This window comes from Neptuniibacter marinus (assembly GCF_965223595.1).
In the GTDB taxonomy this organism is placed as follows: Bacteria; Pseudomonadota; Gammaproteobacteria; order Pseudomonadales; family Balneatricaceae; genus Neptuniibacter; species Neptuniibacter marinus.
Map to the genome: position 1 here is coordinate 2,425,952 of NZ_OZ245004.1, position 19,985 is coordinate 2,445,936.

Genomic DNA, 19,985 nt, shown 5'->3' on the forward strand with positions numbered 1-19,985 from the left:
ATAAAAAATTGAAAACCAGTATTCTCTAAATAATAATCACAAATATCCATATATAAACTTAAATAAAAAACTCATCTATTTTTAAAAGAAATAAATATTATTGAATACCCTTCAGAACACATAAAAAACCACCTAAAAATAAAAAAACACTTGTCGCAAAAACAAAGCACTTATGCGACAAGTGAATAAAAAAAAACACGAGAATAATTACAAACAAGCCGAAAAAATAAAATTCCTCTTAACTTTCAATAAGATAAATAAAATAAATTTACAAAAAATATCTGGCACAACAATTGCCATATAGGTATTGGCTAGAGTAATTAAAGTTAATTATTTTTGTTCACTAAAACAAAAACTTACTAATAAAAAGTTCGGGGGATTCGTTAATGAAACGAACACTAATAAACATGAATGTTGCTGCTGCAATATTTGCTATGTCCACTGCAGCAACCACAGTAAACGCTGCTGAATTCATGGATGGAAAAATAAAAATCAGTGGCGCAGCTATGCAAGCATGGCAATCAGGCATTGAAGTAGACGGAGCAGCTGCGAATTCTGCAGATGCAGCCGCAGATTCTGCTTTTCAACGCATGCGCTTTGCATTAAACATCAATGCGCAGATATCTGAGAATGTTTCCGTATTCGCTGAGTTATCTGAAGAACCTAACGACTGGGGTAACGGCAGCGCTGCAATCAGCCAAGATTTAGGCTGGATTCAGTTTGACCTACCTAGCAACACAGGTGTTCGCCTAGGTAATGTTATTTCAACAACTCAAAACTTTATCCGCTACTCAGATGGTGCTGCTGTACAAAGTAACCCGTTTGTAGGTAACGGTCTAGTCGACATGATTACTGCTGAGGAAGGTCTATGGGCTTATGGTTCTCATAATCTATCTAGCGGCACAAACGTAACATGGGATGCCGTACTAGCAACACCTGACTTCTTCACAGATTTCTCTGACGGTCACGGTTATAACATGGGCTTACGCGGTACCATTAACCTAGAAAGCGGTCTTTCTTTTGGTGCAGGTACGTTTAAAACCAATCACGACCAAGCATCAGTTGCTGGCAAAGCGGCTGGTTCATTGATTGCTGTTGGTGATGGCGACAACTACCAGTTCGCAAACACTGCTGTTAATGCACGCGGAACTCACCCACTGATCGTTCCAGGTGTTGATGCCTTCATTTGGCAGGCTGATGTGCAATATAAAGCTAACAACTTCCTTGTACACGGCCTTATCGGTCAAGCAGAAGATGATTACAGCTGGGTAGGCCAAGGTACAGGCGGCTCAGGTTTAACCTCGACAAGCTACGTAGCACAAAAATCTAAGATGGCCTTCTGGTCAATCGAGGGTAAATACGATATCAGCAATGATTTCTACGTCGCTGCTCGTTATGCAGAATCAGAAAACAAAAGTGCTGGTATCAGCGGTCCAAACGAAGCTACACGCTTACAGGTTGGTGCCGGTTACTGGATGAACGACTCTACTCTGTTTAAAGCTGAATATGTTAAACAGGAAGAAGATCAGTTCTCCGGCGGTGGCGCTACAGACTCTAGTGTTGCTGGCGGAACAGAATGGGACGGTTTAATCGTAGAAGCATCTGTAACCTTCTAATCGGTTAACGTGGGAGCCCCCCCCTTCGGGCTCCCATCGTTTTCTTTCTCTCTTTCGTTAGATAATTACGTCATCATTTACTCTCGGTGAGTCTCACCTATTTCGTTGTGATTTTCACCCTTGAAGAAAATCGATACCTCCGTTTTCTTCAATCTACTGTTACGACAGCAGTGGCTTTGGCCTGCCTAAGTTCGCACTCTAAGGCAGGCCCTTTTTACCCCTAGGCCCAGAAATTTAAACAAAAAAGCATCACTTGTTGCGTGACTAAAACAGTAATAGCACTACGGAATAAACCCGCAAACCAAAACATTTAGAACCCCATAAAAGTCCTTATAAAACAGATAATTAAAATTTATTTTTTCCAAAAAAACATCTTAAACATGGCACATATACTGCTAATTTAATCTTATTCACAATAAAACTAATAACCAGCTAATGGAGTAGTCTATGAACGATTTCCTAACCCCGCAAGCGAAACAATTTTTAAGTCAGTCGATCCCACAATTCATTAATGGTACTTGGATCAATAGTGAAAGCGGAAAAACTACAGATGTTATTGATCCATCATCTGGATCAAAAATTGCCACGGTCTCTTCTGGTGACGCACAAGATGTTAACCTGGCCGTAGTAACAGCAGATAAGGCATTTAAAAACTGGTCAGCACTATCACCTGCAGAACGCGCTCAATATTTAAACCGCCTTGCTGACAAACTTGAAAGCGAGTCTGAGACGCTCGCCCAATTAGAAGCGCTTGATGTAGGTAAAGCATTCGTCAATGCTGATGGCTTCGATATTCCTTTCGGCATTGAATGTGTACGTTACTATGCAGATCTTGCTGTCAATGCTGATTACGGCAAAACTTTAGATTTAAAAGATATGGACGCACGCGTCCACCGCGCTCCTTATGGCGTTTGTGGTTTTATATTTCCTTGGAACTTCCCTTTTGACCTTCTCATGTGGAACGTTATACCTGCGTTAGCTGCGGGTAATACCGTTGTTATAAAACCAGCCGAGTTAACACCTCTAACCACTCTGTATGTATGTAAGTTAGCTGAAGAAGTTGGCATTCCTGCTGGCGTAATTAATGTTGTTGTTGGTGCAGGTAGAGCTGTAGGCACACCACTTATTGAGCATCCTAAAACACGCCGTATTTCGTTTACTGGCTCTTCCGGTGTAGGCAAACAAATAGCTTCCATGTGTGGTCAACGCCCTATTCCTTGCAAACTAGAGCTTGGCGGTAAAGGTGCTGCGGTTGTCTTTGATGATGCTGATATCGATAATGCTGTGGAGCAACTTGCAGGCGCGATCACTCTAAACACTGGACAAGTTTGCTGTACCGCAACGCGTTGGTTAATTCACGAAAACATCTACGATCAATTTGTTGAAAAAGTAACAACTAAATTGAAAAGCACCGTTATTGGGCCTGGTATAGATCCAAAAACAGAGATGGGACCTGTCGTGAGCCAAGCTCAACAAAATACAGTTCTCGAGTATTTAGATAAAGGCTTAACTGAAGGTGCCGTTGAAGTCTTAGCTGGCGGCAAGGTTTCTGTTAATGGTCATGATGGGGGGTATTACGTATCACCTTATCTATTAACAGGCTCACCTAACAACATCTGCTTTAAAGAAGAGATCTTCGGCCCAGCCGCTTTTCTTGTTAAATTCAAAACTGAAGGTGAAGCACTAGAACTAGTTAATAGCTTAGAGTACGGATTAGCAAATAGTGTATTCAGTCGTGATATTGAACGCTGCAACCGTGTAGCAGAACAGATGATTGCAGGGAATAGCTGGATTAATGCTCATAACGTTTTTGCATACGGCTTACCTTACGGCGGGATCAATATGAGTGGTGTTGGTGGTGGCGTAAACTCCCCAGAAACATTCTATGATTACTTACGTGAACTAACTATTGCTAGACCTCTTGGCTAGCCCTTATTGCTCTTAAAACAAAACTGGGTATTTATATAAATGCCCGGTTTTTTTTATCTCTAAGTTAGCCCCTCTCATATCCCCCTTTCACATCAAGATTTATAACTAATTATTTTCAGCAAAGAGTGCACTTCATAACGTTTTTATAAGTGACAATAAAATATAAAAAAAACCCTAAACCAAAGGCTTAGGGCTAAAGCCGCCGTGAATAGCGGATGGATTTGGTACCACCGTAGAAGATGCGGTACCGAGAGCGAAGGGTACTACTCGTATAACAGGGTGAAAAACCTTATGCTTCTGCTGACACTGCGCCTGCTGCTAAGGTTGAAAGCTTTCCAAAAATAGCTCCCAAAATAAATGATAGAGAGATGATTAATAATGGGTTTTCAAATGATGCTGATGTTAATGTCTCTAAAGACATTTTCCCTTCAGTCTGGAGCAGGTAAGCAAAGGTTGCAGCATAAGAAAGAACCGATGCAGGCACCGCTCCAAAAATTGAAAGGTTAGAAGCGAACACTACGGTAAAGGCAGTTACTGCCACGACTATTGCCGCCCATAATGGACCTCCTAAAACTTCACCCAGTGGAAGTTTTAATAGAATAAAAGCGCCTATCCAGCCAATAACAACGCCGAAGACGCCGCAAACAATAGTATTTTTAAATGCAGTGTTATCCGCGCCTAAAGCAGCAAATGCTGCCCACGCAACGAAGATCGCCCAAATCAGAACGAGACCTGATAAAGGACTAAGTGCCATCCAAGTAGCTAACGCACCGAATATAGCGATACTTAAAGAAGTAGCGGTTAAAGGGTTCATAAATGACTTTTCCTTATTTTTCTTAAATTTATGTCATTGAATAAATGATATAACTAACCATTTATTAATTATCAATATAAACAAAGCAGTTATAATGCCAACTACGCATAAAAACAAAATAAGCCATAACCCCTTATAAAATGGAGGCTGTATATTTAAAAGCAACAAAAAAACAAAAAACAAACTGCGTCAATTGTCGCATAACTTAAACATAAATCATGAATAAAAATACAGAAAGCGACACTTAAAAGGTCAATCTTATAAAGAAGATAAAAACTAGGGGGATAAAAAAGATACGTTTATGAATAAATAATTTTTAAAAAACAGCGATATAAAAAACTAATCTTTTACAATAAGGACGATTGAGTTAGAAGAGATAGAGTTAGGGTAAATTATTTCAATATATTCATTACTATATCCTGAACCACTAGCAATACGATGCAAAGCCAACTCGATATTATCAACAACATCCCGCTCTTGGATAATCAATACAGTATAATGAGGCATATCTATCGACTTAATATTATCATTAACTCTCTTATCAACAAATAAAATCGAACTCTCCTCAACCGCCAGCAACATTTTAAAAACAACAAAGCTTAAATTTCTATCAAAAGAAAAAGAAGAAGTTCCTTTTTCAGCAAAGCATAAATTTAATTTATCACCTACCTCCCCAGTTAATTCAAGGTGCGACAATAAAACATTATATATTTCACCTTCATCCTTTATGTCATAAACAGGAATATTTAATAATGATAATTTACGTTTTAATTTACCCATAAATACTCCTAAAAAGGGGAACCATTAATTCCCCTTTTACCAAAAAGGTCTGATAGCTAATTAGCTCTGAATATAGGCAACATGAGTATGAGTATATTCATACAAACCATGCTTACCGTCAGCTCCACCGATACCCGATTTACGAACCCCAGCATGAAAACCTTGCATAGCTTCAAAGTTTTCACGATTTACATAAGTTTCACCGTAGTCCAACTCATTGATAGCTTTCATCGTTTCGCTTAAATCACGGGTATAGATTGAAGAGGTCAAGCCATATTCAGACGCATTAGCAATAGCGATCGCTTCATCTAAATCATTAACGATTTGGATAGGCAGTACTGCACCAAAGATCTCTTTGTTCATGATCTCCATATCGCTTGTACAACCGGAAATAACTGTCGGTTGATAATGGAAGCCTTCACCTAGATCAGCAATAGATCCGCCTGTAGTTACTGTCGCCCCCTGCTGCTTAGCAGTCTCAACCATCGCGGCAACTTTATCTAAACCAATTTTGTTAACCAAAGGCCCCATATCAACATCTGGGTTCGCAATTGGATCCCCATAAGTGGTTTCAGCCATAGCAGCGGTCATTTTACTAATAAATTCATCCGCAACTGATGCATGAACATAAACACGCTCTGCACAGTTACAAACCTGGCCTGAGTTAATCACACGGGAGTTTTTGATTGCAGTAACAGCGAGGTCAATATCGGCACTTGGCATTACAATTGCGGGCGCTTTACCACCAAGCTCAAGGTTTAGCTTAGTGATATTCGGTGCTGCGGCAGCCATGATACGAGAACCCGTCTCAACACTACCGGTAAAGCTAATAAGGTCGACACTTGTATGAGTCGTCAAAGCGCTACCTACACCAGCACCTGTTCCACATACAACGTTAAATACACCCTTCGGCAAATCAGTTTCTGCAACCAACTTAGCAAATTCAAAGCAGTTATTAGGTGTTTCTTCACTTGGTTTTATAACAATAGTGTTACCCGTAACTAAAGCTGGCGCCATTTTTCTCGCAATAAGAAAAAATGGGAAGTTCCAAGGTAAAATACCCGCAACCACACCTACAGGCTTATGAAAAAGGAAAATATTTTCACCCGGACGGTCACTTGTAATGACTTCACCCTCAATACGACGAGCCCACTCAGCCATATAGTCCATATAGTCGGCAGTAAAATCCACTTCAACTCTAGCAAGGCTTAACACTTTACCCTGCTCTTCTGTGATGATTTTTGCCAACCTGTCTGCATTTTCACGAATTTTGTTTGCAATCACTCGCAAATAGCCCGCACGCTCATTTGCTGGTTTTGCAGCCCAATCTTTCTGCGCTGCTTTTGCAGCGCCAACAGCCAAGTCAACTTCATTAGCTGAAGCACTAGGAACACGGGATAATAATTGGCCATTAGCAGGATTAAATACATCAATAGTTGACGTAGGCTCCGCCATAAATTCGCCATTAACATAATTTTTATAAACAGGGGCTTCTAACATGACACATTCTCTTTTGTTTTATTGTGAGAAAGAAAGGAAAGCATAAAAAGTAAACTGCTCGCCCAACTCTAGGAATTACCACAATTAATTACTTAGTAGTAACACTCATCGGTTTTTCTATTTTTTATAAAGCGTAAAAATGCGTATTACTTGGTCACTTTTAAAAAGCTCACAACCATCTCAGTACTACTAAAACCCTTCCATAGCACCAATTGCTGTAACACATCCATAAGCATAAAATTTAAAAATAGCCTACGCTTCATAACCAACCTCTCATAAAACTGCAAAGGGTGAGCCAAAGAGACAAACAAACACAGAAAAAATGTAACCTATTGATTTACAATGATTATATAAAAAAAGCGTGATGCAATTATAAGTTTAATGGACTAACTTGAAAGGAAAAAACGACAACTAAAAACAATAAAAATGACTAATAAAAAAACAAAAACAGCTTTAAAAACAATGCCTTAACAAAAAATAGGAAGTCAAAAAAGAGTAAAATTAGACAACAAAAACATACAAACTAGGCAGCGAAACAAGAATACAACAAGTGTAGCAAAACAAATAACACCTGTGGCGCTACTACAACACGCCACTGCCTATATATACTCAAAAATCTGCTCTCTTTACTTTTTCGCATAGGGCGACCCCAATGCATTTCACCAGTCCCACCCTTAGAGCGTATATTGCATATTCATTGATCGCTGTGGCATACCTTTTGCGTTATGAGGTAAAACTAAAAAGATAATAAGGAATAATGCCGTGAATCGTGCCACTTTAATTAAACTTATGTTGATACCTGCTCTCTCACTATCTTTCACTAATAGCCAAGCTGCGACAGAAATACTTTGGAAAGATGGTACTGACTATATAGGAATCAGCTCTCAACCAACTGCTGCAAACGCAACCCATCCCTACCAATTAAACTCCCAAAAGGTCGCTAGAATTCTTAGCCATCTTGAAATTCAAGAAAAACAAAAAACAGGCTTGACCTCTATTATATCCACCAGCTCGAGTAGTAAGGAAAGACGTGTTTTCACAGATAAAGAGATTGATATTCTCGCCCAAGGTATAAGTGATGCATTACAAAAAGCCTCCAAAAATGAAGCGATTACATTCTCTATTTCGGACTTAAGAAGCATCTATTTTGGTGATAAGCGTTTATCTATCAGTGGAACAGCCTTTGTCCAAGGTGATGCACTGAACCTGCTTTTTGGTGAAATTCATGTAGACCTACACAAAAAATATATACGCTCAGGAGAAGGCGTTAGTAACAGCCGCTTTGCTTCAAATGTTGAACTATCTCACTTTAAGCTTTCAACAGGCGATATAACAGAAGAAACAGATCACGCATGGAAGCTCAAAACCTTCCCCGGAGCAACCAGGGTTAATAACCGTAACGATTGGTTAAGTGTAAACTTAGATCATAAATACGATTACCTTCAGCCGCAGAATCCAACAGAAGTTATACAAAATAAATACCTATCCGAAAATCAGAAAAACAAACAGGACGAGAAAGAATCGGCCATAGAAGAACGTCTACAGCGCTTAGAAAAGGCAACACAAAAAGCCTCTGTTGCAACAACAGCTCCTTCTCCTAATGCAAACTCCGTAGAAGCCCGACTTAAAAAGGTGAAATCACTTTACGAGCAAGGCGTTATTCCGGAAAGCGTTTACCTCAAAAAAATGAACGCTATAATAAGTGAACTGTAAATCCCGATTAATAACAGCTTTTGATCTTGAGTATTGTGGATAAATAGCAGTAAAAAATTGTCTGATACATTTTTATATCATTACTTTTACCCCTATATTGTCTACATTAAGGGTAAAAGTAGTGATCATAAATTATTCATCAGTGATGATTATGAAATAATAGTTTTCAGCATTGCCTTCTTACTTATTATATCAAGCATTTATATCCCGTATGGAAACTCAACCATTTTCACTCAGATTAGTAAGTTTATGCTAAAAATATTAATGCGAACCCTCACATAAAAGTTATTAAAAGCTTTTATTTTTATATAGAAAAAGTGTGAAGTAGAAAAACAATTAAGCGTACCCAAAGAAACTGCTTAATTAAATAAAGAACCATGTGTAACTAATATTGACCTTACTAACGAAATACAGCGTTTAAACGGGAAGGGATACCCATATAAAAATGCATGAGCTGAATACTCCGTTTGCTAGTAACCTAGGCATAAAGATAATTACACCTTAATTCGCTCCAATAAGGTATTCCTTATTATGGCAATACTTACCACTCTTCCCTTTCGTCAATTCAACCGGATCAAACAAACTCACTAACGCTTTATGGGTGAATATTATTTTTCTCTGTCGCCATCCCTACCACTGGACTACCTTTTTTATAAGTTGCTTTAGTAATTTTTGGTATAGTCAACTGCCAACTTAAAATCCGTAACCAAGATAAGGGGAGCCGCTAATTATTTTTTAAAACTTTCCTTGTTTACGATAAACTCAGGAATTACTTTTCTACTAATAAGTGACTCCTATTGTTCAGAAGACGAATACTGCTTAACAAATTATCGGTAATGACAGACAACATCAGATTCAAATCAACATTATCAAACTACCCCACCACGGTTTTATTCGTATCGTTAGAAGTAAAAGAATAACGTCACTTAAATACAATTGAGGAGCCTAATTGTGAAACTAACAATGAAAATTTCGCCAAGACCCGTCAATGAACCCGAATTCACCCATCGTAACTCATTCGCTATTTTCATTAATGACATTGCGGTAGTTTTCAACTGTTCAAATAAGTCAATGGCATCAGCTTGAGTACCAATCAACAAAAAAGACACGAACGGCTATACATTGCCCCTTAGACAATATCTTCATTCGCATTCATATTAGAGTTAGTGCCCGAATCTGTTTAAAAATATTTACTTGGAAAATGAATCATCAAATGGCCATTACTATTCTCAATAACATTACACAAGGTTCAATAAAAACCAAAAATAGCTTTACCCAACGCCGATTAAACCGCTAGCTAGGAAAATGCTTAGCCTTCTTTTAGTCCTAGCAGTAACAGGGGAACAACAAAGACCACCATCAGCACTAGTTAATCATCCTCAAACTGTCACAGCTATAGTAGTACTGGGAAGTATTAAAAAGAGAGATAAATGATCAGTAGTTGAAACTATGCCTCATAAAAAAATACTCGATATATCGCAAAAACCCTGAAGGGAGATGGGTAAGAAGAGACACTACTTGCGATATATCGAGCGAATAGCTTAAGCGACAGCATTCACTAAGCTAGAGTAGAGCGTCATTACTAACATAAGAGTAAATAGCAAAATGGATACCAAAAACATAACTAATTGATATATAGGAATAATATCAATCTATTTATTTTTAAAATTTTGTTTATGCAACATACCGTATCGATCTAATGCGACAAATCGACCAAACAAGTCACAGCTAACATGCGAATACCACCCAGAATCACAGGGACCATTAATGCAAAGCAGGTTCACGCCTATAGATACACAATAAAATCCAATCTAAGCATCTGTATTGACCTATCCTAAAATGGTTATTTTCTAGCTATATAGAAAAAATCAAATAAAATAGTTTTGTATCAAGCTTCGGACTAACGAAACAATGTGATTCAATTTCTGAAACAAACTGTTTCAATAATCTTAAAAAATAACTAATAATCTTATTTTTTTACTCCACTCAAAATTTTTCTTAAAAATAATCAAGAAATCATTCTTACTAAGTGCCTGTAGCTATTTGATAAATAATATAACCCATTGATATATATTAATAAATAAAACAAAAGAACTCTCCTCTCCCCAAAAAAAACACTACGCTCCATCATTTTATAATGATCAAAACAAAAAAATTCAACACCCTCAAAAAAATAACATAAACAATTGAAAAATAACAACTTTTACTAAAAAAGCACTCAAAATAAAAATCTATTGGCACATAAAATGCTTTTCCCCCTATGAATTGATGATAAGCCAATTTCACATTGGAGCGATTAAAAAGAACTCTGAGTGAAATCCCGTTGATAAATCTAATTATAAAATTCCACTGGGGAGTAATTATATGAACGCTAAGAAGGTATCCCAAGCTCAGCTTGGCATGGTCAGCCCTATTAAGGCACTGACAGCAGCGATTCTTCTATCCACCACTGCAAGCACTGTATCTGCTGATATTCTTATCGGTGAAACAGATAAAACCCAATTATCGATGTACGGTATTTTAGACATTGGTGTTCTTGCTCAAGATAATGTATCCACTAATGGAAGTGAGCGAGTTGATATAGCAACTAGTGGTCTACGCCAAACAGTTTTCGGCTTTAAAGGTAACCGTGAACTAGACAATGACATGAATGCTTTTTTCAATTTAGAAGCTCATTTCGATCTAGATACTGGTAGAACTCACGGTACAGGTGATGCTCCCCTCGCAACAGGAGATAGTAGCGGAGATATTCTGTTCCGTCGTCAAGCTAACTTAGGTTTGACAGGCGATTGGGGTACCGTCATCGCGGGTCGCCAATATGGACCAGCACTACTGGCCCACCTTGCAACGGAACCACGCATCTTTAAAGAGCAGTTCTCAAACCTTTATGCTTGGGCATATAGCCAATACTTTTCTACACAAAATAATGCTAACGATGGCGGCCGTAACGATAACAATGATGTTGGTATTTTCTTTAATAATTCAGTTCAATACCGTAACAACATAAATGGCTTAGATTTTGGTGTTCTGTACTCTTTTGGTGGCCAAGAAGGTTCACAAAAAGATGGTGACGTAATTGCGATCGGCGCGGCTTACACAACTGGCCCACTTTCACTGTCTGGTTCATTCCAGAATATGCATGACCAACAAACAGGTGAAGATGTAGTAACCAGCTGGGCAACCGGTGCGGCCTACAACTTGGGTGATCTTACTTTTAAGATTAACTACATGAACACTGAAAATAATGATCAAAATGGTAACGAGATCCTCGACCTTGATGCCCTAGGCATGGGTGTCGATTGGAAATGGGCGGCTAAACATACAGCCACCGTTGCTTACTATATCAATGAAGATAATGCTCCGGTTACTAGTGCAGAAACTAAATCACTAGTACTGAGTAACGAATACACGATGGGCGAATCTACTATTCTTTACGCTCAAATGGCTTATGTCGATTCCGATGCAGGCATGAGTACTATTTCACAATATGCAACCTCTATTGTAGCGACTCCAGCGCCCGTGGGCGAAAAAACAACACTGCTCAACATTGGTGTTAACTTCGCTTTCTAAGAGAAACAGGGGCTAAATATCGCTGAGCAGATTTCTCACCCCCTTCTGAGCCATCTGCTTAGCCATAACCCCGACCAAAAACTAGCGAGATCAGCTCCGCTAGTTTTTCCAGTTCTAGAAGCCTATGTAGTAGATACGCTATGTTCATAACCTTCACAGCATGAACTTATCGTAAGGTACAGAGGCTCAGTTAAACATCAGTGTTTAAACGTCTCTGATGTTTACTGCTAGAAATAGGGTTTTATTGATCTGGTTTTTTCGCCCCCAAGCGGTAACCAATCACTAAAACTCTATTAGGGATATCGGTGTTTAAACGTCACCGTTCCCGCAATACGTCAGGATACTCAAGTAGCTAAAACAATCACTTTGTTCCCCAAGCATTAGCGTTTGTTTAGTGTAAACCTTGAATTTGAAGGTAAGCGTTTAAACGTCGCGGCTCTTCAAACATCCTAAACGTAAGAGTCTAGCTTGACTAACTTCGTCGCCCCCAAGCTATGAAGCTAGCCTTTGTTAAATATGGCTCACTAAAAACCGGTGCCTAAACGTCGCCGGTTTTTTTTAACACCTTCCATACTCCTTATTAATGCCCTAGCTCCCCTCATATCCAACGCCAAATATTCTCTAGGCAAATTAACTTTTCAAAGAGAATGACGAGATACAAGAAAGTGAGTGAGGCGTAGATACTACGTCTGTGTAAAACAGAGTAAACGTCAAGAATTATTTGTATGGACGCCTAGTCTTATAAACATTATCGAAAGATCAAAGAATAGATACAATAAGGAAAGCACAAACATAAAAAAGCACGCCATAAGGCGTGCTAAAGGGTCTATAGGGTCTATAGGAATGTCAAAAAACTTAGATCTCTTTACGCTTCATCTGATCAGCAATGTAGTCAGCCTGTCTTATTGCCAACGCGACAATGGTCAACGTCGGGTTTTCAGTGCCACTCGAGGTAAACTGACTACCATCTGATACAAACAGGTTTTTAATATCATGGGCTTGCCCCCAACGGTTAACTACACCATCACGTGCATGCTCACTCATACGGTTTGTACCCATATTATGGCTCGCAGGGTACGGAGGTAAGTTATTCACTTTCAGTGCCCCAACCGCATCGAACAACTCTTTTGATCGATCGTATGCATGGTTACGCATACGCGTATCATTAATATGGTCTGTTTTATAAACAACGGGTACAGGTAAACCGTACTGATCTTTTTCAGTTGCATGCAACGTTATATTGTTTGATTCAACCGCCATATCCTCACCACAGATCCAAAAACCTGCCATGTTGCCATAATTAGCAAGTGAATCCGCTAATTCTCGTCCCCAGCCACCTTTACCAGGATTAAGGAACGCTGACATGAAAGGTAAACCTAAATGAAGGATTTCTAATTCATAGCCTGCAAGGTGCCCACGTGTTGGATCATTATCCTTCCATTCATGCACAATACCCGGCACAACGGTACTTTTATACATATGTACGGGCTTTTCAAATTCTGCATAAACACCACCAGTTGTATGGGTCATATAATTTTGACCCACTTGACCAGAGGAGTTAGCTAAACCATCAGGGAACATAGAGGATTCAGAGTTAAGAAGCATACGTGGCGATTCAATTGAGTTACCCGCTACCGCAACAATTCGAGCTTTTTGCAGCTGCTGATTTCCATCTTTATCAGCATATAGAACACCAGTGACTTTACCTGTTTTGTCATGCTCAATACGAAGCACCATAGATTGAGGGCGGACTTCAACATTACCGGTCGCTTCCGCTTTTGGAATCTCTGTATACATGGTTGACCATTTCGCACCAATACGACAGCCTTGCATACAGAAACCATTAACCTGACAAGGTGGACGACCATCACGCACTTCCGTATTGATCGCTAACTTAGCCTGTTCACAACGAGCTCCAATACGTTTAGCCCCTTCAGCAACCACTTTGTAATGACTACTTTTACCGTGATAAGGCATGCCTGTAGCTTCGGTACCACAGACGCCCATTTTTTTCTCTGCCTTGACGTAATATGGTTCCATTTCTTTAAGCGATATAGGCCAATCTAAAACATTGGCTCCTGGCACCGTACCGTTGGTCGTTTTCATTTTGAACTCATGTTCCTGAAAACGCATCGCTACACCGGCCCAATGCATAGTAGCACCACCTACCCCTTTTACTATCCAAGCAGGTAAGTTTGGAAAATCTTCAGCAATTCGTGCAGGTCCAACCACATAGCGTTTATCCAGCCACGAGATTTTTCCAAACATCTTCCATTCATCGTTTTCTATATCATCCATTTTAAAGCGTTTACCTGCTTCAAGAACAACAGAACGAATACCTTTCTGCGCAAGCTCATTCGCTAATGTGCCGCCACCAGCACCAGAACCTATGATTACTACCAAGCTATCATCATTTAAATCAAATTTTGCAGACATACTTATTCTCCCGTTGCTCAAAGCCAATCGATTGCATCATAACCGCGGTTGATATAACCGCCTTTTTCCCAAGCAGAACCACCAAAACCAAAAAGCGGCCATATCTCTGGATTGTTATAAATGCCCATCATCAAGGCACCTTTGATCTTCTGGAAGAACGGGGTAGGTTCTAGCATTTTAAGAACAACGACACGTTCCTGTTCAGATTTAATTTGAGTAAACGCTACACCATATTTTTCAACTGAGGTTTTATCTAATAATTTAACCCCATCTTCTAATAGCGAAAAAAGCTCAGCATCTTTCTCTGCAGCTTCAGCCATTGGTGACATTACTTGTACATAATATTTATCTTCCAATGTATCGTGAGGATAAATATCACGCGCAAGTTTTAATAAAGTTGTATTTGCATCATTGCCTATTTTTTGAGCGGCAAAACTATTTGGAGAAAATAAACCGCCACCGACAACAACTGCTGAAGCCCCTAACGCTAATTTACCCGATTTAGCTAAAAAATTTCTACGATCGGAACAGTGATTATCAGATTTTCCAAATGATGATAATAATGTTTTTTTATTTTTATTCATAATAGCTCCAATTCTCTACCTCACAGTAAAAAGAAAAGTTTATTGAATATTTATTTAAAATGATTTTCAGAAAATTCATCAATATATTTACTTAAAGACAAATCCAAACCATCAAGCATTTTTATAACAAATCCCTCTCCCCCACTATTAAGTAGTTGAGAAAGCGAAATATGTTTATTATCGATAATGAATGGCTTCAAATTACAGGTTTTATAAAAAGCATTTGATATATTCCACATGGACGACAAGTCACCATCGCATAAAATAACCGCGTGCATCAACAAAGCCATATCACTGCCATCTTCTCTTACTGCAGGATCTGTGATTTTTTTCCACCGCTGCGCAGTACCTACTAACTTTTGGCCATCGACAACAACATTAAAGTCGCCATCACAAAAAGCACCATCAATAGAGGAACAACTGCCCGTTATATTCTGTTCGGCTAACCATTGAATAATCGCTTGACAGATAACTTGATAGCTCTCTTTAATGCTTAACTGACCTTTCTTGCACTTTAAAACAATAGAGAGATTAATAAAGCCTTCACTTTGCGGTGTTAGCTCCCCTCCAGTACTTCTTACAACGACCGGCCACCCCTGTTCTGCACAAAAATCACAGGCCTGTTTAAAGTTATCACGATGAGTCGCACTTTTAGGAACCACTAATGCCTGCTTACTTCGCCAAAGCGCATAGCCACACTGCGCGTCCCCTTTAAGAACCTGATCCAGTAAGCTTTGCTCAAGATCCAGACCAGAGGAGATATGCATAGGCGTAGGGACTTTAATCTTCGCTATACGCCTATAATCAGCCTTTACCAAGCTATTCACTTTCAATTTCCTGACAAAGGTCAGATAGGAAGTCCGCGGCAGGTGCACCATCAATTGCACGATGGTCAAACGTCAGCGATAACCCCATCATTCTTTTTTCAGATAACTGACCATTATCAATAACTAAATCGGTATAAGTTTCACCTACCCCTAAAATAGCTAATTGAGGCAAATTGATAATAGGCGTAAAAAACCTAACTCGACTTCGACCGATATTAGTCAATGTAAAGGTACCACCCGTCATTTCAGATACAGTCAGACCTCCAGTTTTAGCTCGTTGCAAAGCATCACGTCGTGCTAGAGCTCGCTCTTGGAGATCTTTTTGGTCCGCAGCAAATACAGCTGGGGCCATCAATTTCCCCCCGGGCAAGCCAATTGCAAAACTCAAATCAATATTGCGATAAACACGTATCTCTCCATCTTCAATACGCCCATTCATTGTTGGATGCTTTTTAAGTGTACGAACAAGGTAATCGGCTAGCAGGTCTTCAATGGAGATATTCACTCCCTGCTCTGCCATTTTTTCTTTACGTAACCACATATTTTCAACTGAACATACGGCGTGATGTGTCAGCTGTGCTGCTTCATCAAGACTACGTCGCATGTTATTCGCTATCATGCCTCTCAAACCTTTAAGGGGCGTTATTTTAATTGTATCTGCATCTGAATCTATCATCTGGATCTCCTAAACCTTATCCTATCGTGGCAACTTTCTGGCCTTTTTCGACAACATCATCCGCATCACTAATGAGGCTTAGTTTGCCGCTTGCTGGGGCTAAAAGTTCATACTGAATTTTTTCTACCATAAGCTCAGCAATCACATCTCCTTCACTTACATCTCCTCCATCACTGGCCAACCAAGAAGTGATTACTGCTTCAGAGTCTTCTTCCCATAGATCTACTGGAACGATTACATCGGTCATTGTTTATACTTCCTTCATTTTGTTAAAAGCTTCGATAATTTTTTCTGGGCTTGGAAGCGCCCACTGTTCCATTGGCGGGGTAAACGGAATTGGGTTATAACTCGCTGCGGCGCTGCTTTCAATGGCACTCCGGCATCAACGACAATGGCAATAATTTCACCGCTCATGCCATCACTGTGATAATCCTCATCGACAACAATTAAACGACCTTCCTTTTTCACTGGCTCAATCAATGCTTCACAATCAAGCTGCACTGTAGAGGTAACAATATCGTCAGCGTTAAGGAGGGTACATACATCAACTGCACATGATTTTTGATCATTAGAAAAACGTATTCCGCTGGGGAGAGAGTGATTAGCCATATTGACAGGTGGTTTTTCTTCCATATAAATCGTCTCAATAGTTTCCTCAAAAAACCGGCTAATGAGCATGTGTTTATAAATCCATTTTTCTTGTTCTTGGCTAGGTATCATCTCAAGCTCCCAACATCTGTGTTATTGCTTAAACACGTACCAGAGTTATATTCCATAAAAGCAAACAGCATGCCATAAGCTATCTCATTGTTTTATATGGATTATTTTGAATATCCAAGTTATTTAAAACACTTAGCTAAGGTCAAGGTGATTCACAGACTGCTACAGTGTGTTCCAGAAAGCTTCTGCTATGAGGCATAGACGCATATATAGTTAAACGGGACGGGATCCCACTACCATTTCAAACACTGCAATTTCGACAAATTAAAACAAAAAAGCCCGAATCCTTTGTGATGAGGTACTAACTAGAGCACCTATTTTCTTCACGCAGATTCAGGCTTTATATGTATTTCAAACTTTATCACTTGTCGGTCTCATCAACCTAAGGGATTCGTTTGACGTTTGAATAAACGTTATGCCTAGTGCCCTCCTCCTGATTTCACGCCATCGTGCGCTTGTCTACGAACGAAATGGCGAATGCTTTCTAACTCTGCATCGGTTAAATCAGGGAATTTAGGCATGCCATTAACGAGCAGCGCACCACCACGGACAACTCTCTCAAACAACTCTTCATTACCTTTGAGCAGAATCGGGGACTCACGCAGGTCAGGAGCTTTCATACCGGCAACCGCTCCACCACCATGACAAGCGACACACAAGTTTTCTGCAAACACACCCGCACCCACATCCGCTTTCTTAGCATCAACCTCAAACTTCTCGTCTAAGATTGGCTTGGCAAGTTGTGGTGCCGGCTGTTCTGGAATTAGCGCTTTCCCGTCAAGCGAAAAGGTCATTATACGACGCTCATGTAAGCCGTATTTCCAACCGTGCCCCTCAAAGCCGAGTTCGCCAGAGCCACCAAAGTTAGAAGCTAATGCACCACCAGGCCCCACTAGAAGAGAAACCATCTGCTTACCATCCAGCTTATAAGTAATTGGCGGTGCAGAGATACCCAGACCTACGTCATAAGACCAAAGAACATCACCTGTGCGCGCATCATAAGCTTTAAACATACCATCAGGCAGACCCTGGAAAATTAAGTTACCCGCTGTAGTCAAGGTGCCACCGCCCCACGGGCTTTTTTGGTTCACTTGCCAAACACGCTCATTTTTAACTGGATCCCAGGCCTGCAAAGAGCCCCGAGATTCATGAGGATCTTTCGTCAACTCCCAACCACTTAAGCCCAAATACAGCTTATGGCTCTTCATCTTATGACCAGTCTTCGTATTCTTGCCGCCATCTTTAAAAGTATTCCCCAAATGGTTAGTGGGAATGAAAGCGAGATTTAATTCGGGGTTATAAGACATTGCATGCCAAGAATGGGCACCAAATGCTGAAGGGTAAATATTTTTCTCACCATCAAGGTAGCGAGCATTTTCAGCAACAATATGGCGTTGCTCTTTTAGGTCATATTTAGTTGACCAGTTAGCATCTGTAAATTTTTCAGCAGAAAGAACCTTGCCATTTGAGCGATCAATGGTATAGAAAAAACCGTTTTTAGGCGCATGCAACACGGCATCAACGTCTTTTCCATCAATTTCCAGATCAGCTAAGACTATATCCATGTTGGAGTTATAGTCCCATGTGTCGCCAGGTGCCGTTTGGACATGCCACTTATATTCACCCGTATCAGCATCTACTGCTACAACAGAACAAAGGTACAGATTATCGCCACCTTCAGGGCTACGGACTTTAATATTCCAAGGGCCGCCGTTACCAGTACCGAAGATCAGCTGATTATACTTCTCATCGTAAGTCCAACCATGCCAAGCGTTACCGCCACCACCGTTTTCCCACCACTTGCCGCTCCATGTTTTAGCTGCTCTTTCCTGAGCGGCATCTTCAAACCCATCTGCAGGGTTTCCAGGAACAATGTAAAAACGCCAAACTTGTTCGCCTGTTTCTGCATCATAGGCAGTCACATAGCCACGCATTGGGCCTAACTCAGTTCCCCCATTACCAACAAACACCTTGCCATCAAAAGCTTTAGGGTGACCTGTAATATTAAGCGGTTGGTCATGATCAAATGTTCGGGTTTGCCAAACTTCCTTACCATCTTTTCTTGTAATCGCAATTAGACGGCCATCCCACGTTGCAATAAATAGCTTATCGCCATAAGTCGACAGGCCACGGTTATGCTTCCAAAATACTTTTTTCATATTATTGTCGGCAATCTCTTTGGCAACTTGTGGATCATATTCCCAAAGCATTTTTCCTGTACGCGCATCGAACGCACGAGTTTTATTCATTTCACCTACATAATACATAACACCATCAACAACCAATGGCGTCCCAACCATATCAGACCGATCAGGTAAAGGCGCATACCATTCAGGCTTTAGCTGACTGACATTATCTACATTAATATCTTTAAGGGGACTAAACCTCTGCTCAGAGTGCGTTCGCCCGTAAGCGAGCCAATCAGTTGTATTTGACTCATCAGAAAGCTCCTTATCCGTAATAATTCTGTCTGATGCCTGTGCTGGCATAAACGTAAGAAGCGAAGCTGCCATAAGCATATGCATACTTAGGCTTGACCGTCTAAATTTCATTTTTATTATCTCCTTAGTTAGAGTTTTTTTTCGCTTCAGACAACGCCTAAGCGAATACTCACGGGTAAAATTGCTTCATTGAAGTTAACGTTCCGAAGTAATGTAAATCGCCCTTTCTTTGAAAGAAAACGAGATAAAGCAAGGGGTGTCGGTACTCAGCACATAAAAATGTGCTCGACTTCCTCACCACCTAAAACAATCAGTTTCGATAAATGCCACTCAGAACAGATAACTTCATTACCTCCGAATCAAACTCACTAAACTTTTA

General features: G+C 40.0%; 14 protein-coding genes. 4 read left to right on the top strand and 10 right to left on the bottom strand.

Annotated elements, in window-relative coordinates; translation table 11 throughout:
• Positions 1 to 386 precede the first annotated feature (386 nt).
• Together ACOQOE_RS11535 and ACOQOE_RS11540 are read left to right on the top strand one after the other, a co-directional pair.
• Positions 387 to 1,616 carry a hypothetical protein gene (locus tag ACOQOE_RS11535; RefSeq protein WP_420554066.1) on the top strand — a complete coding sequence of 410 codons (1,230 nt, stop codon included), beginning with the start codon at positions 387 to 389 and terminating at the stop codon, positions 1,614 to 1,616.
• Positions 1,617 to 2,063: 447 nt separating this feature from the next.
• Positions 2,064 to 3,545: an aldehyde dehydrogenase family protein gene (locus tag ACOQOE_RS11540; protein ID WP_067868454.1), complete on the top strand. Its 1,482-nt coding sequence runs from the start codon at positions 2,064 to 2,066 to the stop codon at positions 3,543 to 3,545.
• A 289-nt stretch (positions 3,546 to 3,834) separates the two neighbouring features.
• Here the strand turns inward: ACOQOE_RS11540 and ACOQOE_RS11545 are convergent, their stop codons facing one another.
• The 3 genes from ACOQOE_RS11545 to aldA all read right to left on the bottom strand — a co-directional run bounded on the left by ACOQOE_RS11545 (position 3,835) and on the right by aldA (position 6,639).
• Positions 3,835 to 4,359, bottom strand: a complete 525-nt coding sequence (locus ACOQOE_RS11545; protein WP_067868451.1) for a DUF1097 domain-containing protein — start codon at positions 4,357 to 4,359, stop codon at positions 3,835 to 3,837.
• Positions 4,360 to 4,698: 339 nt separating this feature from the next.
• On the bottom strand, positions 4,699 to 5,139 hold the full coding sequence (locus ACOQOE_RS11550; protein ID WP_420554067.1) for a hypothetical protein: 441 nt from the start codon (positions 5,137 to 5,139) through the stop codon (positions 4,699 to 4,701).
• 60 nt (positions 5,140 to 5,199) lie between these two features.
• Positions 5,200 to 6,639 carry an aldehyde dehydrogenase gene (aldA, locus tag ACOQOE_RS11555; protein ID WP_067868445.1) on the bottom strand — a complete coding sequence of 480 codons (1,440 nt, stop codon included), beginning with the start codon at positions 6,637 to 6,639 and terminating at the stop codon, positions 5,200 to 5,202.
• Positions 6,640 to 7,401: 762 nt separating this feature from the next.
• Here aldA and ACOQOE_RS11560 point away from each other — a divergent pair.
• Positions 7,402 to 8,352: a hypothetical protein gene (locus ACOQOE_RS11560; RefSeq protein WP_420554068.1), complete on the top strand. Its 951-nt coding sequence runs from the start codon at positions 7,402 to 7,404 to the stop codon at positions 8,350 to 8,352.
• Between the two features lie 2,364 nt (positions 8,353 to 10,716).
• Entirely contained in the window at positions 10,717 to 11,922 is a 1,206-nt protein-coding gene (locus ACOQOE_RS11565) for a porin (RefSeq protein WP_420554069.1), read from the top strand.
• Between the two features lie 855 nt (positions 11,923 to 12,777).
• On the opposite strand, the gene ACOQOE_RS11570 is transcribed toward ACOQOE_RS11565, so the two are convergent.
• The 7 genes from ACOQOE_RS11570 to ACOQOE_RS11600 form a co-directional block, all read right to left on the bottom strand.
• Positions 12,778 to 14,358, bottom strand: coding sequence for a GMC family oxidoreductase (locus ACOQOE_RS11570; protein ID WP_067868439.1), 1,581 nt, complete (start codon positions 14,356 to 14,358; stop codon positions 12,778 to 12,780).
• 17 nt (positions 14,359 to 14,375) lie between these two features.
• The gene (locus ACOQOE_RS11575; RefSeq protein ID WP_067868436.1) at positions 14,376 to 14,942 is read right to left on the bottom strand and encodes a Twin-arginine translocation pathway signal; all 567 of its coding nucleotides are present in this window, start codon (positions 14,940 to 14,942) and stop codon (positions 14,376 to 14,378) included.
• 50 nt (positions 14,943 to 14,992) lie between these two features.
• Positions 14,993 to 15,769, bottom strand: a complete 777-nt coding sequence (locus tag ACOQOE_RS11580) for a lipoate--protein ligase family protein (protein ID WP_067868433.1) — start codon at positions 15,767 to 15,769, stop codon at positions 14,993 to 14,995.
• On the bottom strand, positions 15,762 to 16,445 hold the full coding sequence (locus ACOQOE_RS11585) for a 2-oxo acid dehydrogenase subunit E2 (protein WP_067868431.1): 684 nt from the start codon (positions 16,443 to 16,445) through the stop codon (positions 15,762 to 15,764). The genes ACOQOE_RS11580 and ACOQOE_RS11585 overlap by 8 nt, the downstream gene beginning before the upstream one ends.
• 16 nt (positions 16,446 to 16,461) lie before the next feature.
• The gene (locus ACOQOE_RS11590) at positions 16,462 to 16,692 is read right to left on the bottom strand and encodes a biotin/lipoyl-containing protein (RefSeq protein WP_067868421.1); all 231 of its coding nucleotides are present in this window, start codon (positions 16,690 to 16,692) and stop codon (positions 16,462 to 16,464) included.
• 14 nt (positions 16,693 to 16,706) lie between these two features.
• Positions 16,707 to 17,165 (bottom strand): hypothetical protein, encoded by a 459-nt coding sequence (locus tag ACOQOE_RS11595; RefSeq protein WP_420554070.1) that lies wholly within the window; start codon positions 17,163 to 17,165, stop codon positions 16,707 to 16,709.
• A gap of 419 nt (positions 17,166 to 17,584) precedes the next feature.
• On the bottom strand, positions 17,585 to 19,717 hold the full coding sequence (locus ACOQOE_RS11600; RefSeq protein WP_067868424.1) for a PQQ-dependent dehydrogenase, methanol/ethanol family: 2,133 nt from the start codon (positions 19,715 to 19,717) through the stop codon (positions 17,585 to 17,587).
• Between the last annotated feature and the right edge of the window lie 268 nt (positions 19,718 to 19,985).